18 protein-coding genes are annotated in these 19,520 nt (G+C 58.5%); 12 read left to right on the forward strand and 6 right to left on the reverse strand.

The window, feature by feature from the left end; translation table 11 throughout:
- Window positions 1-19 precede the first annotated feature (19 nt).
- Window positions 20-1,273, forward strand: a complete 1,254-nt coding sequence (gene tyrS / locus ABD796_RS09615; protein WP_344907408.1) for a tyrosine--tRNA ligase — start codon at window positions 20-22, stop codon at window positions 1,271-1,273.
- Window positions 1,274-1,417: 144 nt separating this feature from the next.
- The gene (locus ABD796_RS09620; protein WP_344906529.1) at window positions 1,418-2,500 is read left to right on the forward strand and encodes a VanZ family protein; all 1,083 of its coding nucleotides are present in this window, start codon (window positions 1,418-1,420) and stop codon (window positions 2,498-2,500) included.
- 119 nt (window positions 2,501-2,619) lie between these two features.
- Here ABD796_RS09620 and ABD796_RS09625 read toward each other — a convergent pair whose 3' ends face one another.
- The 3 genes from ABD796_RS09625 to ABD796_RS09635 all read right to left on the reverse strand — a co-directional run bounded on the left by ABD796_RS09625 (window position 2,620) and on the right by ABD796_RS09635 (window position 4,589).
- Window positions 2,620-3,210: a thioredoxin-like domain-containing protein gene (locus tag ABD796_RS09625; RefSeq protein WP_344906532.1), complete on the reverse strand. Its 591-nt coding sequence runs from the start codon at window positions 3,208-3,210 to the stop codon at window positions 2,620-2,622.
- 102 nt (window positions 3,211-3,312) lie between these two features.
- Window positions 3,313-4,173, reverse strand: coding sequence for a M56 family metallopeptidase (locus ABD796_RS09630; RefSeq protein ID WP_344906535.1), 861 nt, complete (start codon window positions 4,171-4,173; stop codon window positions 3,313-3,315).
- Window positions 4,170-4,589 carry a BlaI/MecI/CopY family transcriptional regulator gene (locus ABD796_RS09635; RefSeq protein ID WP_344906538.1) on the reverse strand — a complete coding sequence of 140 codons (420 nt, stop codon included), beginning with the start codon at window positions 4,587-4,589 and terminating at the stop codon, window positions 4,170-4,172. Before ABD796_RS09635 ends, ABD796_RS09630 begins: the two co-directional genes overlap by 4 nt.
- 237 nt (window positions 4,590-4,826) lie before the next feature.
- Between ABD796_RS09635 and ABD796_RS09640 the strand changes: the two genes are divergently transcribed.
- The 3 genes from ABD796_RS09640 to holA all read left to right on the forward strand — a co-directional run bounded on the left by ABD796_RS09640 (window position 4,827) and on the right by holA (window position 8,092).
- Window positions 4,827-5,375 carry an RNA polymerase sigma factor gene (locus ABD796_RS09640; protein WP_344906541.1) on the forward strand — a complete coding sequence of 183 codons (549 nt, stop codon included), beginning with the start codon at window positions 4,827-4,829 and terminating at the stop codon, window positions 5,373-5,375.
- Window positions 5,376-5,389: 14 nt separating this feature from the next.
- Window positions 5,390-6,781, forward strand: a complete 1,392-nt coding sequence (locus ABD796_RS09645) for a zf-HC2 domain-containing protein (RefSeq protein WP_344907410.1) — start codon at window positions 5,390-5,392, stop codon at window positions 6,779-6,781.
- Window positions 6,782-7,078: 297 nt separating this feature from the next.
- A complete protein-coding gene (gene holA, locus ABD796_RS09650; RefSeq protein ID WP_344906543.1) occupies window positions 7,079-8,092 on the forward strand; it encodes a DNA polymerase III subunit delta in 1,014 nt (337 codons plus the stop codon).
- 188 nt (window positions 8,093-8,280) lie between these two features.
- On the opposite strand, the gene rpsT is transcribed toward holA, so the two are convergent.
- Window positions 8,281-8,553 carry a 30S ribosomal protein S20 gene (gene rpsT / locus ABD796_RS09655; protein ID WP_344906546.1) on the reverse strand — a complete coding sequence of 91 codons (273 nt, stop codon included), beginning with the start codon at window positions 8,551-8,553 and terminating at the stop codon, window positions 8,281-8,283.
- A 206-nt stretch (window positions 8,554-8,759) separates the two neighbouring features.
- On the opposite strand from rpsT, the gene gpr reads away from it, so the two are divergent.
- Window positions 8,760-9,764, forward strand: a complete 1,005-nt coding sequence (gpr, locus tag ABD796_RS09660) for a GPR endopeptidase (protein ID WP_344906548.1) — start codon at window positions 8,760-8,762, stop codon at window positions 9,762-9,764.
- A gap of 7 nt (window positions 9,765-9,771) precedes the next feature.
- Here gpr and ABD796_RS09665 read toward each other — a convergent pair whose 3' ends face one another.
- Entirely contained in the window at window positions 9,772-10,602 is an 831-nt protein-coding gene (locus ABD796_RS09665) for a helix-turn-helix transcriptional regulator (RefSeq protein ID WP_344906551.1), read from the reverse strand.
- 171 nt (window positions 10,603-10,773) lie between these two features.
- On the opposite strand from ABD796_RS09665, the gene ABD796_RS09670 reads away from it, so the two are divergent.
- The 6 genes from ABD796_RS09670 (at window position 10,774) to ABD796_RS09695 (ending at window position 18,370) form a co-directional block, all read left to right on the forward strand.
- Window positions 10,774-12,060 carry a Gfo/Idh/MocA family oxidoreductase gene (locus ABD796_RS09670; RefSeq protein WP_344906554.1) on the forward strand — a complete coding sequence of 429 codons (1,287 nt, stop codon included), beginning with the start codon at window positions 10,774-10,776 and terminating at the stop codon, window positions 12,058-12,060.
- A gap of 107 nt (window positions 12,061-12,167) precedes the next feature.
- Window positions 12,168-13,748 (forward strand): MDR family MFS transporter, encoded by a 1,581-nt coding sequence (locus ABD796_RS09675; protein ID WP_344907415.1) that lies wholly within the window; start codon window positions 12,168-12,170, stop codon window positions 13,746-13,748.
- 148 nt (window positions 13,749-13,896) lie between these two features.
- A complete protein-coding gene (locus ABD796_RS09680) occupies window positions 13,897-15,054 on the forward strand; it encodes a hypothetical protein (protein WP_344906557.1) in 1,158 nt (385 codons plus the stop codon).
- Between the two features lie 196 nt (window positions 15,055-15,250).
- On the forward strand, window positions 15,251-16,492 hold the full coding sequence (gene spoIIP / locus ABD796_RS09685; protein WP_344906560.1) for a stage II sporulation protein P: 1,242 nt from the start codon (window positions 15,251-15,253) through the stop codon (window positions 16,490-16,492).
- Between the two features lie 64 nt (window positions 16,493-16,556).
- A complete protein-coding gene (spoIIP, locus tag ABD796_RS09690) occupies window positions 16,557-17,879 on the forward strand; it encodes a stage II sporulation protein P (RefSeq protein WP_344906563.1) in 1,323 nt (440 codons plus the stop codon).
- A gap of 41 nt (window positions 17,880-17,920) precedes the next feature.
- Window positions 17,921-18,370 carry a DUF3679 domain-containing protein gene (locus ABD796_RS09695; protein ID WP_344906566.1) on the forward strand — a complete coding sequence of 150 codons (450 nt, stop codon included), beginning with the start codon at window positions 17,921-17,923 and terminating at the stop codon, window positions 18,368-18,370.
- 72 nt (window positions 18,371-18,442) lie between these two features.
- Here the strand turns inward: ABD796_RS09695 and ABD796_RS09700 are convergent, their stop codons facing one another.
- Window positions 18,443-19,246, reverse strand: a complete 804-nt coding sequence (locus ABD796_RS09700; protein ID WP_344906568.1) for a (2Fe-2S)-binding protein — start codon at window positions 19,244-19,246, stop codon at window positions 18,443-18,445.
- Window positions 19,247-19,520 lie beyond the last annotated feature (274 nt).

Raw genomic sequence — 19,520 nt, forward strand, 5'->3', positions numbered from 1 at the left:
ACGTATAACCGATGCGCAATTGCTGGAGGACCTCGAATACAGAGGGCTCGTCTATCAGGTGACGGACCGCGAAGGGCTGCAAAAGAAACTCGAATCGGAACGGGTCGTTCTGTACTGCGGGTTCGATCCGACGGCAGACAGCCTGCACATCGGCAGTCTGCTGCCGATTCTGTGCTTGAAACGATTTCAGCTGGCCGGGCATCATTCGATCGCGCTTGTCGGCGGCGGCACCGGTCTGATCGGCGATCCGAGCGGACGCTCGACCGAGCGCTCCCTCAATACGGCCGACACGGTCGCGCAGTGGACGTCCAGTCTGCAGCGGCAGCTGTCCCGCTTCCTCGATTTCGAGCTGGCGGACAATCCGGCCAAGCTGGTCAGCAACTACGACTGGCTCGCCCCGCTGGATGCCATCTCGTTTCTGCGCGACGTGGGCAAAAACTTCACGGTCAATTACATGCTGGCCAAAGATTCGGTCGATTCGCGCCTTGCGAACGGCATCTCGTTCACCGAGTTCAGCTACATGATTCTTCAGGCGTACGATTTCCACAAGCTCCATCAGGAGCATAACTGCTCCTTACAGCTTGGCGGCAGCGATCAATGGGGCAACATTACGGCCGGTCTCGACTTGATCGGCAAGATGGGCGGGGGCGACGCTTTCGGCATCACTATGCCGCTGGTGACGAAGAGCGACGGTAAAAAGTTCGGCAAATCCGAATCCGGCGCGATTTGGCTCGACCGCAGCAAAACGTCGGCTTATCAATTTTATCAGTTCTGGATCAATACCGACGATCAGGATGTCGTGAAGTTTTTGAAATATTTCACGTTCCTGACGCGGGAGCAGATTGCGGAGCTGGAGAAAGAAGTGCAGGAGCGGCCGGAGAAGCGCGTCGCCCAACGCGAGCTGGCGCGCGAAGTGACCCGGATCGTTCACGGTCAGGAAGCGGTGGAAAGCGCGGAGAATATTACGCAGGCGCTGTTCTCGGGCGAGGTGACGAAGCTGAACGAAGAGGAGCTTGTCGAGGCGCTTCAGGATATGCCGACGACGGTGCTGGAGGATCAGCCGGAAACCGGCATCATCGATCTGCTTGTCGCGGTCAAAGCAGCGCCTTCCCGCCGCCAGGCGAAGCAGGACATTGAGAGCGGTGCGGTATATGTCAACGGGGAGCGCGTCAGCGGCATTGACAGCACAATCGGGCCGGATCAGCGGCTGCACGGTAAATATGCGGTCCTGCGGCGCGGCAAAAAAAATTACTACCTCGTTAAGTTTCAGTAATTCGGGCTCGCCGGGGGAGCGCAGCTCGTCCGTATCCCACAAGCCTTCTCCGGCAGCCGGGGACGCCGTCGCTTTCGTGCGGGAAGCGCACGGATTCCCGGTACCGGGGAAAGCTCCTATTTTGCCGAGACGGGGAGGTCTGTTATGCTCGACGCGTATTGGCTGCCGATCGGATACGCGCTGCTGACGTTTCCGATGCTGGCCTTCCTGTTCACGCTCCCGTTTCTGGTCATCCAGTATCGCAAGTACGGGTATTTGAACAAAATCCGCGTGCTCGTCATCTATTCGCTACTGCTCTATCTGCTGACCGCGCTCTATCTGGTTATCCTGCCGCTTCCCGCCACGCGGAATACGTGCAGCGGGCTGCGGGAGTCGTACATGTCCTGGATTCCGTTCCAATTCGTCAACGACTTCCTGCGGGAGACGGGCGTGCGGTTCGCCGAGCCCTCGACTTACTTGCGGCTGTTCCGGGAACGGGCGTTTCTCCAGGCGGCCTTCAACGTGCTGCTGCTCGTGCCGCTCGGCGTCTATTTGCGCTATTATTTCCGCTTCGGTCCGGTCAAAGCCATCGCGGCTGCGTTCGGCTTGTCGCTGTTTTTCGAGATCACCCAAGTGACCGGACTGTACGGGATCTATATGTGCCCTTACCGGCTGTTCGATGTGGACGATCTGATGCTGAATACGCTCGGAGGGGCGGTCGGCTATGCGGCGGCTCCGCTTTTGACGAAGCTGCTGCCCGAGGCGAGGCGGCTGGACGAGCGGGTGGATCTGAAAACGGAACGGATCGGCTTTACGCGGCGGCTGGTCGCCCTGCAGCTCGATCTGCTGGTGCTGCTTCCGCTGCTGGCGCTGTTCATGAAGCAATCCAGCTTGGTTATCTATGGCGCAGTTTGTTTCGGGTATTTCATTGTGCTGCCGTATGTGACGAACGGCCGGACGTTGGGGAAATTCATCGTGCGGATCCGGGTAAAAGGAAAGGGTCCGCGTATCCGGCTCCACGAGCTGCTCATCCGGTATGGGGTGCTGTACGGAGCGATCGGAGGCGTCAATGCGGCGCTGTTCGACCAATACGTGCGCGGGCTGCCGCCGATCGGGATTGCCGCCTGTTTCCTGACGGCGGGCCTCGTCGATCTGGTGTTCGCCGTGCATGCGGCGCCCAAGCTGTTCCGCAAGGACAAGACGTTGTTCTACGAGCGCTGGAGCCGCACGGAGCATGAGATCGTATAGGGGCAAAAGGGGAAAAGGGGAAAAACAAACAGAGCCTTCGCGGCCGCATAAGCGGCTGATCGAAGGCTCTTGACGTTGCTGGGTCCGGCTGGACGCGATACGCATGCGAGCCTTGTCCGTCAGCTGCGCGGGTGATGATCGATCCCTTTGTACGCCTTGATGAAGTCGACGATCCGTTTCTCGTCGAACGCGTCCAGCCGGTCGATCCTGCCCCAAGCCGTCAAAGTGATGGCATTGGGCATTTCCTTATAAGGATTGACGAGGACGTATTGCGGGTAACGCCGTACGACCGTCTCCAGCTTGCCGACGGTTTCCTCGTCGGTCTGACCGTTGTAGTAGATCACGACCCCGGCGTCCTCCAGATTGTGCACGAGCAGCTCCTTCGGAAGAGGCTCCTTATGCACGCCCCAAGGCGCTATGTAAGGCAGATGCTGGCCGCTTGTCGGGGGATCGGAGTTGTAGGGCTTGTGCGGAGAGCCGGCATTGGCGATATGCGATTGGTCGGGCATGACGGCGACCCGTTCGCCCGGCTTAGGGGGACGGTTGGCGATCAGCACGATCAGCGCGGCGACGAGCAGCGCCGCTCCGCCGATCCATCCCGCTCTTTTGCGCCATTGCCGCCTTCTTGTTTCTTCGGCGCGCAGAGCGGCATGCGTCTTCTTGTTCACAGCCTTTGACGGCTGTGCGGCGGTCGTTCGGGTCTTGTCCATCGTGAATCAGCTCCTTGATTTTATAAACACTACATTGCGTAGTGTATTGGGGCGAAAAATATGCTCCGACTCGTAAAGTCAGAGCGGCGTTGCGGCGTCTCTTCACCAGAGCATGCACACGAAGGCTGCCGTCAGGAAAGCGGCGGCGTGCACGGACACGACCATCGGGCGCAGCGGCAGGCGCAATTGCGGCGCCGCATGCGGATCGATCAGTTGCTGCAGCCGGTAATTGATCGACGTTTCCGCGAACGAGGCGTATACGACTCCTTGGCGTGGAGCATCGGGACGTCCGAGGCGCAGCAGCTTGAGCAGGGCGCTCGCCACAGGCTCCATGGAACCGGAGCGGGACATCGCAAACTGATCCGCCAACACTTCGCGGGCGATACGGTATTGCTCGCTCGTCCAGCGGAGGATGGGCAAATACCAGACGACCGAGGCAAGCCAGGACAGGACGAATGATGCGAACGGATCGCGCGACGCCTGATGGTGGCGCTCATGATCGAGGACCGCCATCAGCTCGTTGTCGTCCAGCAGCCGGAGCAGCCCGTCGGAGACGACGATGCGCGGGCGAGCGATTCCGATCGTCAGCGCCAGCGGCTTGCGGCTCGCGACGACCAGCGGGGCGGCGCTACCGGCTAAACCGAACTTTTGCGCCAACTGCTCCGTCTTCTTCATATCCGCCGACATCCGGAAAGCGCTCCATGTGCGGCGAGTCCAGTACAGCTGTCTCGCCAACTGCCACGCCCCGTACAGAAACGTATACGCGATCAGCGCGTCCAGCCCGTAGGCGAGCGCCGGCATGCCGATCGCATGCAGCCAGCCGCTGCATACGGAGAACACGTTGAAGCCGAAGCTGCGGTCCAGCAAGAGTTGAAGCGCGTAAGCGATCATTTGCGCCAAGACGAGTCCGGCGATGGACGTCGAGGCCCACAACAGTTTTTGGGATCGGGTATGCCACATCATGACGGGGCGTCCTTTTTCATCGATTGGAGCTTCTGCTCCAGCTGCGCGATCAACGCGGGATCGGCCTCCTCCAGAGCGTCGAGCATATGGTTGACGACGAGGGGGCCGAATTCCTCGACCAGCTCATGGGTCAGCTCGCGGGAGCGGGTGTGCATGAACTGTTCTCTGGACAAGACCGGACGATACAGCGTTTGCCGGCCTTCGACCCGCTTGAACAGCAGCTCCTTGTCGGCCAGCCGGTTCAATACGGTCATAACGGTATTGAAGCTGACGGTCGTCTCCGGCGACAGACTGGCTTGAACGTCACGGATCGAAATATCCGGGTCTGTCCAGACAATGTCCATAACCCGTGCTTCAAGCGGTCCAAAGAAGCGGTTCAGCCCTTTTTCATTTACTTTAAAATGATGCAGTTTCATCGGCGTCACCTCACACTACTCATTGTAGTGTGAGGACGCTCAATCGTCAAGCGGCCAAGACGGCGGGCTTCGGCCGGGGCGGAGGAACCATTCCTTGGCCTTCTTCAATAAACGGCGCCGTATACCGTCTCTGCGTTTTCTGTTATTCTAGTATCGGACGATCGACATTTTTTAAAGTCAGGTGCAACCTTTTTTCGACAACACCCGTTTAAAAGGTTGCAAGAGAGGGGGATCCTTGTGGTAGAGCAGCAACTGATCAAAGCTGCCCAATCGGGCGATCGCGACGCTCTAATTACCCTATTGCGAGAAATCGAAACACATGTGTACCGTACGGCTTATTACATTCTCGGGAATGAACAGGACGCCAAAGACGCCGCTCAGGAGGCGTTGATTCGCATATATTCGAAAATTAATTCCTATGAGGAGAAGGCGCAATTTAAAACGTGGGTGCAGCGGATCGTAACCAACATTTGCATCGACAAGTTTCGCCGGACGAAGGCTACCGTTTCGATCGAGGAGCACAATATGGTATTTTCAGCGGATAACAGCGTGGAAGACGAGCTGATGTCCACGTTTGTAGCCAAAGATATCCAGCAGGCCATCGATCATCTTCCGGAGCATCATCGGGCCGTTGTCGTGCTTCGTTATTTGCAGGATTTCTCGTACAACGAAATCGCCGATTCCCTCGATCTGCCTCTCAATACGGTGAAATCGTATTTATACCGGGCGAGACAGCAGTTGCAAGTATTACTCCAAGATTATCAGAAAGGCGGTGTGCGGGGATGAATTGTCACGAGGTGATGGAACTGATGCAACGACATCTGGATCATGATTTGAACGACGAGGAGCAGAAGGCGATGCGAGCTCATATGCAGCAGTGTCCGGATTGCGAGGAAATGTTCACCAGATTGCAGCAATTGTCCCAAGAACTCGCCAGCCTGCCGAAAGTGACGCCCCCGTTTAGTTTGGTCGATTCGATATTGCCGCAGCTTGCCGAGATAGACCGCGATGCCGGCCGCCCGGCCGTGTCGGCCGCAGCCATAGGAGCCGCGGAGCCGGTCGGAATTCCGATGACGACGGAGCGCCCGAGCCGCTTCCGTGCGGCCTGGTCCATGGCGGCCGCCGGGGGTATCGTCGCAGCCGGGTTGCTGCTGGCTATTTTCATAAGCGATATGGACGGAACGAAGGTCGCGGAAGATTCGCAGCTGCTCCCGCAGGCCGGCAGAAGCGAATCATCGTCGTCGGCACAGGACCGGGTGATGAGCAAAAGCAATGCCAAGGAGGAGCAGAAATCCGCACAGGAAGCGACTCCGGACAAGGCCGATACGGACATGCAGACGTCGCAGAATGCTCCGAAAGAAACGGAAGGCGCGGACGCAGGACCTGCTTCCGGCACTCCCGTCGCGTCCGGTACGGAGCTTGCTCCCGCAGCGCCTCCTCTCAAGCTGACCGATCAGACGTCGGCCCAAAAGGAGCCTGCCCGTTCGGAAGAGCCGGCCAGCGGCGGCGGAGAACTGGGGAAAAGCTTGAGCGCGCCTGCGGCCAATACGGACGACTTTATGTCGAACGCCAAGGACGCCGGGCAAAACGCTTCAACCGGGAGCGGTTCAAGCGGTTCAACTCCCCCTTCGTCCGGCATGGCTGCAGGCGAGACGCCGAAGACGCCCGTTCCGGAAGAGGCGCCGCCCCCTGCCGCATCGGAGTCGAAAGCTCCGTTGGGAGGCGAGACCGGATTCGGCTTCGCGTCTTCCCAGGAGACGAAATCGGCAGATGGCGGTTCCGCTACCGGAGGCTCCGCTGCTGGAGGAGCGGCCGCGGATACGAAGGACAAGAGCGAGGACAAAGCGTCGCCGGAGCGCCGGCCGACGGACAAAAGCCAGGGAGTAACCCAGCCCCCGGGCATGGCCGGACTGATGGCTATCGCCGGAGAGCAGCTTGTATCCGAGGACGGCGTGCTGGTAGCCTCGATCGATGCTTCGAAGCGTTGGATTGTGGTGACGACCGCCGACGAAAAGCGGACGCAAATGTTCATATCCGCTTCCTGGGGTCCCAACGAAACGGCTAAGCTGGTCCAGTGGAAAGGAAGCGCCCAACTGACGTATACGATCGCCTCCGGCGACGGCAAGACGACGAAAACGATGGTCATCGACATTGCCCGCAATAAGGAGTCGGTGCAGGAGCCGAAAGCTTGACGCTTTCGGCTTTTTCTTTGTCGATCGGGCCGCGAGCCCGCACCTTTTTCTCGCGGCATCATATAGTATAGCAACAAGACAGTTCGTTGCAGGAAAGCACGTATGACCGTCCGGCGGCGGGCGCCTGGGAGCCTTGGCCGGATGTTTATATAGATGCGCTGGGATAAAGGGATGATGTCAAAGCGTTGTCGCTTTGGCGTGATCCTTTTATTTTTGCGCGGCCGGCGAAGTGGACGCTGGCGAACGTTTTTTGTTATGATTGTTTCCATAACGGCAACGGATGTGGAGGGAGCAAGCTTGGATTACAAAGCCGCGGCGCGAGAGATCGGCAAGGGCAACCTGTCGCCCGTGTACTTATGCTACGGAAGCGAGCAGTATTTGCTGCGCGAGTTTCTCGGCTTTTTGACGAATAAGCTCATCGAGCCGGAATACCGGGATTTTGCCGTCAGCAAATACGACTTGGCGGAAACCAGCCTTGAAACGGTTCTGGAGGACGCGCGGACGCCCCCATTCATGGCGCAGAAAAAGCTCGTTATCGCCGATAACGCCGTGTTTTTTACCGGCGCGAAGGAAAGCGGCAAGGTGCAGCACCAGCCGGAGAAGCTGCTTGAGTTTATGAAAGAGCCGTCCGATTTTGCCGTTCTCGTCCTCACGGTGGCGGCGGAGAAGCTCGATGAGCGCAAAAAAATCGTCAAAGCGCTCAAAGACGTCGCAATTCCGTTCGTCCCGATGAACGCCGAAAGCTTGCTGCAGTGGGTCATCCGGCAGGCGGAGCGCAAATCGTTCTCGTTCGCCGACGGGGCGGCCGATCAGCTGATTTTATACGCCGGGGCGGGCTTGCAGACGCTTGCCGCGGAGATCGAGAAGCTGTCGCTGTACGTCGGTCCGGAAGGGATCGCCGACGGAACCATCGTGGACAAGCTGGTCACGCGCAGCACGGAGCAGAACGTCTTCATCCTGATCGACGATATCGTGAGGCTGAGGCTTAACCGCGCCTTTCAAATTTTATACGATCTGCTGAAGCAGCGGGAAGAGCCGGTGAAGCTCGTGCTGCTGATCGCCAGACAGTTCCGGATCGTGCTGCAGGTCAAGGAGCTGGCAAAGCTGGGGCTGTCGCATCAGCAGATCGCCTCTCAACTGGGGCTCCATCCGTATGCGGTCAAGGTGGCGGCCGAGCAGGGACAGAAGTTTGCGCCAGAGCAGCTGGAGCAAATCGTGCAGCAGTTGGCCGATCTGGATTACAAGATGAAGAGTGGCAAGGTGGACAAGGTGCTGGGGCTAGAAATGTTTTTGCTGCGTTTGGCGGCTTGAATAGCTTAATGGCGAAGGGCGGCCGTTCTCCTTGGAAGAATACAGGAGGGCGGCTGCTTTCTTTCGAAGAAAAGCAGCAATATACCAAAAAGCCAGCGGAGAGCCGCTGGCTTTTTGAACCACTTCTGGTATAACTCCCTCGAAAGGGAGACCCGTTACGCGAGACGAGCAAGGATTACTTTTTCGTTTTAGCCTTTGGCGGACAGCACATTCAGCTGTTTAGCCAAGCGGGATTTTTTGCGGGCTGCCGCATTTTTATGAATCAAGCCTTTGGTGACAGCTTTGTCCAGCTTCTTGGAAGCTGTAATCAGGGCTTCTTTGGCCGATTCAACATTTTGGGAAGCAGCTGCGGTTTCGAACGTTTTGACTGCCGTACGCAGAGCCGATCTTTGCGAAGCGTTCTGCAGGCGACGCTTGTCGTTCGTCTTTACGCGCTTGATGGCGGATTTAATGTTAGGCACGATCGTTCACCTCCTTACGAAACAAAAACGTGCTTGCGACTATGTCCAGGACATCCGATCAAAGTATGTCAGGTATGTCGACAACTTTATACATTTTACCATGGGCTAATCCAAAATGCAATCGCAATTCCCGCGGCATTCCTGTATAATCGCCGTTCCATTCTCACACACTAACGACCAGCGGCAAGAGAAAGGAGAGTGTGCAGATGGAGCTGGATTTGAGCTTGTATTCGGTTCGCACCGACCTGGCGCTGGAAGCGAACGAAATCGCTTCGGGCAAGCTGGGAGGCGCAATACCGGGCGTACATACGGAAGTGTCCGACGACGACGGAGATATGATCGTGACCGTTATGGATATCGATAACGAACAAGGGGCGCAGGCTGTCGGCAAGCTGCCGGGCCACTATGTCACGCTGGAGGTGCCGCGGCTGCGGGAGAAAGATTCCGACCTTCAGGATCGCGTGGCGACGCGGTTCGCTCAGGAATTCGCGGCATTCCTGCTGCGGATCGGCATCGGCAAGGAAGCCAAGGTTCTGATTATCGGACTCGGCAACAATAACGTTACTCCGGACGCGCTCGGCCCGTTGGTCGTGGACAATGTCATGGTCACGCGGCATTATTTCGAGCTGATGCCGGAGCAGGTAAGTCCGGGTTACCGGCAGGTGAGCGCAGTCGCGCCAGGGGTGCTTGGGACGACCGGCATCGAGACGAGCGAGATCGTGCAGGGCATCGTGGAAAAATCGCGTCCCGACCTCGTAATCGCCATAGACGCGCTCGCTTCGAGAGCTTTGGAGCGGGTGAACACGACGATCCAGATCGCCGACACGGGCATCCATCCGGGCTCCGGCGTAGGCAACAAGCGCAAAGGGCTGACGAAAGATTTCCTGAACGTGCCGGTGATAGCCATCGGCGTGCCTACGGTCGTATACGCCTCGACCATCGTCAACAGTACGATGGATATGATGCTGAACCATTTCAAAAACCAGACGAGCAATGCGAACCAAATTTTCGGCATGCTCGAAAGCATGGAGGAAAACGAGCGGCTGCAGCTCGTCCGCGAAGTGCTGGACCCGGTTGGCCACAATCTGCTCGTGACGCCCAAAGATATCGACCAGTTCATCGAGGACATGGCCAACATTATCGCCAGCGGGCTCAACGCGGCGCTGCATGATGCGATCGACCAGAGCAACGTGGCCGCTTATACGCATTGAGCCGGATTCACCGGTCCCCCGCCCGCTTGACCGATTTGCGGTAGTCAAGCGGGTTTGTTTTGGTCATTTGTTTGAAAACGCGTCCAAAATGGCCGATATTCTCGTATCCGACCGTCTCCGCGATCCGAGTCACCTTCCAGTCCGTCTCCTTGAGCAGCCGCTGAGCCTCGCGAACCCGCACGGTATTGACGTATTCCACGAAAGAAAACCCGGTTACCCGCTTGAACATCCGGCTGAGATGGAAAGCGCTTATATAATGAGATTTGGCCACCATGTCCAGAGACAGCGGCATCTCGTAGGAGTCGTTGATGAACTCGACGATCTCGGAAATTTTTTTGTGCGCCGGGCTTTCGTGCTCGTAAACGTCCTGCTCCGCCGCCTGCCGTTCCAGCTTGCGTCCGCACCAGAGGAGCAGCATGACGAGACGGGATTGCAGGGATGCCGTCTTCCCCGCGAACGTCTCCTGCTCCTCCTGCAGCATCTCGAATAGCACGCGCTCGACCCATTCCCGCTCCGGCAAATTAAGCCGCAGCCGGCGTATTTTGCCGTGGAACGGCTCGAATAGAAGCGGCTCGGCGAACCGCTCAACGAAGTAGTCGTTGAAATTGACCAAAATCCGTTCGTGATTCGGCACCCCGGCATCGCTCGTTTTGTGCAGCTCGTTTTTGGCGATAAACACGAGGTCGCCTTTGCCGATCCTATACGTATGGTCTTTAATGAAGTAATTGCGTTCCCCGGCCAGCAAATAATAAATTTCGTACGGCTCGTGAAAATGATTGGACGGCATCGAATGATAGCCGCTGACTTGGTTGAAATGAATATAAAACGGTTCCTTCACCACGCATCGCCCCCATCTGAATTGTACTACAGCGAAGGCAGGAATGTAACGAAAAGATGAGCAAGATATGTGCAAAAATCGGTCGAATCGAGCAATAATTAGGAAGAAATCATTAAAATATTGCTATAGAATGAAAGCGTAGTTATTTTTCATATAAGGAAGTGCTCTCTCATGGCAAAGAAAAAATACGTACTGGTCGGTACCGGAGGCCGGGCCGAGTTTTTTTACGGCGCGCTGGCCCGGGATTTTCGGGAAAAATGCGAGCTTGTCGCCTTCTGCGACATTAACCGGACTCGCCTGGAATATGCGAACCGCTTGTTGAAGGAAAAATACGATCATCCGGAAGTCCGTCTGTATGCAAGCGGGCAATTCGACGAAATGATTCGTCAGGAACAGCCGGATACGGTTATCGTCACGTCGGTGGACCGGACGCACCATACGTATATTATTCGCGCGATGGAGCTCGGCTGCGACGTGGTGACCGAGAAGCCGATGACGATCGATGCGGAAAAATGCCAGCTGATCGTCGACGCGGTTCACAGAACCGGCCGCGATCTGCGCGTCGCGTTCAATTACCGGTACGCTCCGCACAATACGAAAATCCGCGAGCTGATTATGGACGGAACGATCGGCGACGTCCACTCCGTGCATTTCGAATGGCTGCTCAACACGATGCACGGCGCGGACTACTTCCGCCGGTGGCATCGCGACAAGCGCAACAGCGGCGGCCTGCTCGTTCATAAATCGACGCATCATTTCGACCTCGTCAACTTCTGGCTCGGCACGAAGCCGGAGACGGTGTTCGCCATGGGCGGCCTGATGTTCTACGGCCGCGAAAATGCCGAGCGCCGCGGAGTAACGGAATTTTACCAGCGCACGCACGGCAGCGAGGCTGCCCGGAACGATCCGTTTGCCATCCACTTGGAGAACAACGCCCATCTCAAAGCGCTTTATCTCGACGCGGAGAAGGACGATGGCTACCAGCGCGATCAAAGCGTCTTCGGCGACGGGATCAGCATCGAGGATACGCTGGCCGTTATGGTCCGTTACCAGAACAAAGCGGTGATGACGTATTCGCTTAACGCTTACTTGCCTTGGGAAGGCTACAATGTCGTATTCAACGGAAGCAAAGGCCGGATAGAGATGAAAGTGGTCGAGCGGGCGTACGTCAATTCCGGCGGCCGCAAGGAAGACGAAGGCGCCCTGTCGTACAAGGTGCTTACCGTCCAGCCGATGTTCGAGCGTGCCTACGAGGTGGAGATCGAGGAGCGTCCGGGCGGACACGGCGGCGGCGATCCGCTGCTGTTGAACGATCTGTTCGGCGAGCGCGTCGAGGACCGCTTCGAGCGTGCCGCTTCCCACGTCGACGGGGCCGTTTCGATTTTGACCGGCGTAGCCGGCAATTTGTCGATGCAGACCGGCCAGCCGGTGCGGATCGGGGATCTGGTCCGTTTCTAAATCTATATAGCAAAGCGGAAGCCTCCGGTACTCTGCGCAAGCGGACCCGGAGGCTTTTTTGCGTTGATTGTACCGCAGAAATAGTCGTAGACTATTATGATACTAAAATATATAATAAGTTTGTTAAGCTCGCGCCTTTGGATAGACAGAGAGAGAGGATGAAACACATGCAAGGCAAACAAACCAATACGCGGATTGTAACCGCGGCTTTGCTCGTCGCTACGTTTTTGACGGCAATCGAGGGAACGGTCGTCAGTACGGCCATGCCCAAAATCGTCAGCGACTTGCACGGCATCGAGCTGATGAACTGGGTTTTCGCGGTATATTTACTGCTATCGGCCGTAACCGTCCCCGTTTTCGGCAAGCTGTCCGACTTGTTCGGCCGCAAGAAAGTGTTCATGGCCGGAACGTTCGTGTTCCTGATCGGCTCCTCGTTATGCGGGATCGCCGGCACGATGGAGCAGCTTATCGTCTTCCGGGCCATTCAAGGGATAGGCGCGGGCGCGGTGCTGCCGGTCACGTCGACGATTATGGCCGACATATATCCTTACGAGAAAAGGGCCAAGATGATCGGGGTCATCGGAACGATCTGGGCCATCGCCGGAATCGCCGGTCCGCTCGTCGGCGGTTTTTTTGTGGATCAAATGTCTTGGCATTGGATTTTCTTCATGAACATTCCGTTCGGAATCGTCGCGATGGCGATGATCGCGGTATCGCTGCACGAGAAGCTGAACAAGAAAAAGCAAAGCATCGACTATTGGGGGACGGCTACGTTCGCGATCGGTATGTTCGGCTTGCTGTTCGCGATGCAGCGGGGCGGCGAAACCGGAGGCTGGACCTCTCCTACGGTGCTGGCGCTGCTGCTAGGATCGGTTATCCTGCTAGGCTTGTTCGTCTGGATCGAGACGAAGGTCAAGGAGCCGCTTATTCCGCTCCACCTGTTCTCGATCTCGGGCATGACTGCCTCCAATGCGGTAAGCTTCCTAATCAACGCCCTGTTGATCGGCATTATGGTATACATTCCGATGTGGGTACAAGGCGTGCTCGGCTACGGCGCCACCGTGGCCGGCTTTATATTGACGCCGATGTCGATTACGTGGCTGTTCGGCTCGTTTATTTGCGGCAGCCTGATGCTGAAGCGGAGCCCCCGAACGATAGCGCTTCTCGGTATGGCGCTGGTGGCAGTTAGCTCTTTATGGCTGCTGCCGCTAGGGCAGTCGTCTTCGACGCTGCATTTTTATGCAATTACCGCCGTGATCGGCGTCGGCTTCGGTACCGTTTTTACGCTGTGTACGGTGTTGGTGCAGTCCGCGGTCGGATGGGAGCTGCGGGGTGCGGCGACGGCCACGAATATGTTTTTTCGCACGCTCGGTCAAACGGTGGGCGTGGCCGTATTCGGCACCTTCTTCAACGCCAAGGTGAGCGCGCGGCTGACGGAAACCGAGGCCTCCGGGGGACGGCAGGCCGGAATCGGCCAGATGAACGAGCTGATCAATCCCGAAGCGGCCGGACAGCTTCCGGCCGACGTGCAGGGTGTGCTGAGAGAAGCGCTCGTATTCGGTCTGCATCATTTGTTTTGGCTGCTGCTTGGCATTGCCGCGCTCGGCGCGGCGGCGTCGCTGCTGCTCCCCCGGGCGAAGCAGACCGCTCGGGCGGAAGAACGGACGGAAACGTCTGCCGCCGTTTAAAAGCCATCTGTGGGCTTTGTATGCTTGAAGTCTTCTGCCCTTCTTAGGAGGGGCGGAGGGCTTTTTTGGCTTTTCGTCGCCTGCGCACATATTTTGCCTGTCTCGGCGAACAATGAATACATACATCCTGACAGCCGGAGGTTCGGTCATGAGATCTTGCAGCATCTTGCCGGCATGGTTGGCTGTTGTTCTAACTCTTCTACCGCTTATCGGTTCGGAAGCGGGTTCTGCGGGCCGCGCATACGCCGAAGAGAAGGAACAACAACCGGCCATCCGGTTTACGATAGCCGTACAGGCCAGTGAGGAAGCCTCGCTTGCTACTGCCGAAACGTTTTTGCGCAAAGACTGGGAAAGGGCTTGGCGAGGAGCGGAGGCGAAGGAGCAGACGGCGGATACGGTCGTTTATACCGACAGCTTCGTGAACGTGGAAGATTCCGGCGCCGTGCGGAAATACGCCCTTCGCGAGGACGGCGTTCTGCTGGAACTCGGACCCGCCCCCGCCCGCAGCGTGGAGCTGCCGGCCGGCATCCGCCGTCAATGGCTCCGCCAGGCGGCGAAGCTGCGCAAGCGGCATTACGGAGAAGCCGTGCCTTGGAGCGAGGCGAAGTCGCAGGTTCCGCTCAAAAGCTACGTCGACGTCGTCGATCTGGAGACGGGGCTGTCGTTTCGTGCGCAAAGGCGGGCCGGCAGCAGCCATGCCGACGTGCAGCCGTTGACGAAGAGCGATACGGCGGTGATGAAGCAGATATACGGCGGGACCTGGAGCTGGAAAAGAAGGGCGATTCTCGTCCGCACCGAAGGCCGGCCGCCGATCGCGTCTTCCATGCACGGCATGCCGCATGGCGGCGACGGTATACCGGATAACGACTTCTCGGGCCATTTCTGCATCCACTTTCTCGGCAGCTCCACGCATCGCTCGGGCCAGGAAGATATGGCCCACCAGCTGATGGTGCACAAGGCAGCCGGCAAACTTCAAGAGCTGCTGCGGCCGGCGACTCCCGCACGGCTGGCGGACGCGCTGTTCGTTGCGCTCCATCAGCAGGACGGGGCTTTGCTTCGCGCCGTCCTGCACGGGGCGCCGGCCCCGACGCTGGAGGCGTTCGGGAAGCTGATGCAGACCATCGAGGGCGTGCGGGCCGAGTCGGCTGACGGCTCGGTTGATTTTGCCGAATCACTTTCGGCCGAGGTGGCGGTAAAAGCGACCTTGGACGGCCGCGGCGGCGGGCTGAAGCGACAGACGTTCCGCGTCAAGTTTGCCCGCGATACCGTATCCTCCCCCTGGACGATTTCGGGGATGGATATGTAAGCACTGGAACGGTGGCCTGCGCGAATGCAAAGCGCAGGCCGCTTCGTTTCGCATCGAAAGCCGTGAAAGATTGGCAGATTGATAGGTATGCCGCCTCCGCCGGATGCGGTTTTTTTGCTTCCGGCCGTTCTAGCGACGTCTTGCGTTTCATAGATTGATAACAGATAGAATCGCTAGACAACCGGGAGGGAATTGCATGAAATGGGTCGTTGCCACGATGAATGTCAGTACCGTGACGCGCATGCTGCGCGCCGTCCGTTCCATGAGCCGCGTCTTTGCGACTCTTGCGGGAGCCGTTCTTTTGTTTTTGTTCGTTACCGGCCTGATGGGCCTTGCCAATTGGTCGGTTACGTCGTCCTCGACAATGAAAGGGGCGGCCGCTTCGCTGTCCGCCTCGTTTTTTATGGATATGCTGGCTATGGAAATGCCCCAACTCGAAGGAAACATGAAGCCGGCCACTTTCTCCCCCAAAAACACCGCGACCTTCCTTGTCCGCTACTTGATCGGCATTCATCCGGCCGATCCGGCCAGCCTGCTGGCCAGCGAACTGCCGGGGATGCGCGGCGAGGCGAGCGCCTTGCTCTATTCCGGTCAGGCGACGAAGGATACCGACGGGCCGGCCGACTTTACGCCGCCGCCCGACGCCTTTCGCGCCGGACAAGGGCTGGCCGACGCCCCCGTCGCCCCGCCGGCGGAGCAAAGCCCCGCCCAGCCCCAGGCCGGAACGGCGCAGCCGCCCGCCCAGCCGCTACGAGACGTCGCAGCCATGGAGCCGCAAATCTTCATTTACCACTCGCATAACCGGGAATCGTTCCTGCCTGAGCTGAAAGCGAAAGGAATCACGAAGCCCGACCTGGCCTACGACGAGGATGTGAACGTCACGCTGGTCGGCAAAAGGTTGAAAGAGAAAGTGGAGGCGCTCGGCATTCCGGCGATGCAATCGACCGCCGATTACCCGACGAGCGTCAAAGATTTCAATTACGCCAAGTCTTACGCCTATTCGGCGGTAACCGTCAAGGAAGCGATGGCCCAGCACAGCAAGCTCGGCATGATCTTCGACATTCACCGGGATTCGCTCGCCCGCGACAAGACGACGGTCCGTATCGGGAATCAGGATTACGCTCAGGTGTATTTTGTGGTCGGTAAAAAAAATCCGGGGTGGGAGCGCAATTCGGAATTCGCCAGCAGCATTCATAACGCCCTGGAGACAAAAATGCCTGGCATCTCGCGCGGGGTGTACGGCAAGGCGTCCAACGGCAACGGGGAATACAACCAGTCACTGTCGCCCAACAGCATTCTGATGGAAATCGGCGGCCCGTACAATACGCTTCAGGAAATGTACCGCACCGCCGATCTGCTGGCCGACATTATCGTCGAGCTTCAGCGCAACGCGGTCAAGGCCAACGCGCCGGCCGGAGCCGCAAGCACGGGGCGTTAGGCGGGAGCCCAAGGGACAACGGGGCCACGCCAAGCGGAACAGGGGCGATAAAGGGGGCATGAGGATGAGCATGTGGACGAGGTGGGTAGGCGTTTGGAAGTCTGAACGGCCCGGGAGAGTGGAAGGCAGCGTGCTGCGGCGCGTGTTTGCCGCCTATATCGGAGTCGCGCTGCTCTTGCTGGCCCTGGCGGCGGCAACGGCGCTATGGCAGGCGCACGCGACAGTGAAGCCGAAAAACGCGATGAAAAGGATGGCCGCTTCGGTATCGCCGCAATTTTTCATCGATATGCTCGGGCTGGAGGCCGCTCCGTTGAAGCGATCCGGGGAAACGACCTTTACAGGCAAAAAGATCGGCGGTTATTTGGCGGAGTCGCTGCTGCATGTCAATCCGGTCGAGCCGAAGTCGCTGCTGGCCAGCGAAATGCCGGGAATGCGCGGCCGCCTGATGGCGTCGGGTACGGCACAGACGGCGAACGGTTCGCCGGAACCTCCGGGCTTAGCCGGAACAGACGGAGGCCAGACGGTTGAAGCCGGCAAGGACCATCCGGGAACGCTTGTGCCGGATGCGGGAACCGGTGCTGGTACCGGAGCCGTCGCCGCCGCGCCGCCGACGCAGGAGCCGATTGTCCCGCAGCCGACGGGGACGGCGCCTGTGGCGGAAGGAAGCGAGCCTGCATCCGCTCCGGCGCATTTGACGACCGAAGGGCGGAAAGTCGTCTTTGTCTACCATTCCCATCCGCGGGAATCGTGGGTGCCGGAGCTGAACGTTCAAAACGCCGGGGAAGCGGAGAACGCCAAGACGAACATTACGCTCGTCGGACGGCGTCTGGTGGACAAGCTGGAAGCGCTGGGCATCGGCAGCCAGCAGTCCAATACCGATTATCCGACAGCGGTGCAGGGCTACAACTGGAACTATTCGTACAAATATTCGCTGCAGACGGTGAAGGAAGCGTTCGCGCAAAACAAAGACATTGCGTTTCTCTTCGACATCCACCGCGATTCGGCCGGACGCGATGTGACGACAGCGAAGATCGGCGGCACGGATTACGCCAAAGTGTATTTTATCGTAGGGAAAAAGAACGAGCGCTGGGAGCAAAACGAGGCGTTCGCCAAACGGATTAACGAGAAGCTGGAAGCCGATTATCCGGGGCTGTCGCGGGGGATTTGGGACAAAGGGAGCGGCGGACATGCGGAATACAACCAGTCGCTTTCGCCGAACAGTATTCTGATCGAGGTCGGCGGTCCTTACAATACGCTGGAAGAGTCGTACCGGACGGCTGACGTGCTGGCCAAGACGATCGCAGGGCTGTACTGGGACGCCGAGAAAGTGAACGCGGTCGCCAAAACCGCAGCGGGAGCGTCGACGGCGCTCGCCGTAAAGCCGTGAAGCAGGCCGCTGAAGCCGGCCAACGAAAGGGGAGCTCGCCTATGAACCGCCACTCGGTCACGTTCATTGTTATAGTGCTGATGCTGTGCTTTGGAGTTTTTTTTGGAATCGAGCTGGCTACGCGCGGGATGGAACGCATCCAGGGTCCGGTTGGCGGTTATCCCGCGCAGGGCGGGACGGGGGCGATCCAGCCGTCTGCTCCGGCGTCCGGCGGTGTGCAGCCGGGCGCGGCCGGGGGGACGGGCGGCGCCAACGGTCAGCCTTACCGCTCTGGCGTCCAGGCGGGTGCTGATAAGGGAATGGGGGGCACGGCTTCGGCAGGCAAAGGGGACGCGCCCGTCGCTGCTCAGCCGCAGCCGCCCAAGCCGCAGCCTTTGGCGGTCGATTCCGGCATGAACCGCGTCGGCAACCAGATCGGCGATATGCTGCAGACGGCCGCTCATGGGACGATCCGCGCGATCGTGTCGCTGCTGGACAGCATCGTCAATTGAAGAGTGACGGGGCGGCAGCGGCATCCGATTGGCGCCTGGCAGCCGGGCGGTAGACCGGCTTTAATCGCAAAATCAAGCCGAATGGCCCTGCTTTTCGCGCATCTGGCATTTCATTTCCTCGCGCTGGGCGTCGTTTAGAATCGGGCATGTGTAGCACTTGACCCCCTGCTCCCGGCGGTACCACATGCAGCACGACGAGCGGATCAGCAGCTGCTTCCCGGCATCGGTCGGGCTTTCCACGAAGCGGGGCTTATGCTCGTACGGGTTTTTACGGCGGTGGAATACTTCTGCCGGCAGTCCGGTTCTCAGCAGCTCGAGGTCTGCGCGGTATTTGTCCTTCAACGCTTCATTGGGCGCGTGCTGGAGCACATAGTCGCTGACGGAAATCATCCGGGCTCCGAACTGGTTCCACACCAGATCGGGCTTCAGGCCGGCGCAGGCCGCGGCCGCTTCGATCAGCGGGGTGACCGTATGACGAAACAGCTGCTCCAGCTCGGCGGCTATCGCTTCCCGGCGTCCTTCGGCAGGGAGCGGCTTCCACCGGACCTCGTCGATGCACAGCACGAGATGGGCATGATCGTTGTGGGTCTCCACCTGCACGGTTATATTCTCGATCGATAAATCAAGCACCTGGTCGTACTGCCACATATAAGTATGGACGACGGCAGGGAGGCCGAACACGCCCAGCCCGAAGAAGGACAAGCTGATGTCCAGACCGAGACCTTTCAGCATGTCGCGTCCGGCGACGAGCAGGCTGCGCATCGTTTCCGGTTCCAGCAGTGAAACGGCGGGCATGGAGAGAACCGGGTGCTCGGACCCGTGCGGGGTAATGTGAAAAAATTTGTCGGCCAAAGAAATGTCCAACGTTGGCTGCATGCGGCCTTCCTCCTTATGCGAAATGTTGCAAGCGATTCCGTTCGAGAACGATTATCATCTTCAACATTATACCCGATAACCGTCCGGCCCGAAAGCGGGGGAACGGCAATTTTTACCCGGTAAGGCGCGTCGAAGGACTGCCAGACAGAGCGGTGGAAGCCGCCGGCGCCGGATTGGTCAAACACCCGCTGGTTTGTCCGGTGCGCAAATGGTATGATAGGGTGGAATGAGTGAACGCTTACGAAGGAAGCTTTGCCAAGCAAAGCCCGAGTGG

Source organism: Paenibacillus hodogayensis, from assembly GCF_039536325.1.
GTDB lineage: Bacteria > Bacillota > Bacilli > Paenibacillales > NBRC-103111 > Paenibacillus_AB > Paenibacillus_AB hodogayensis.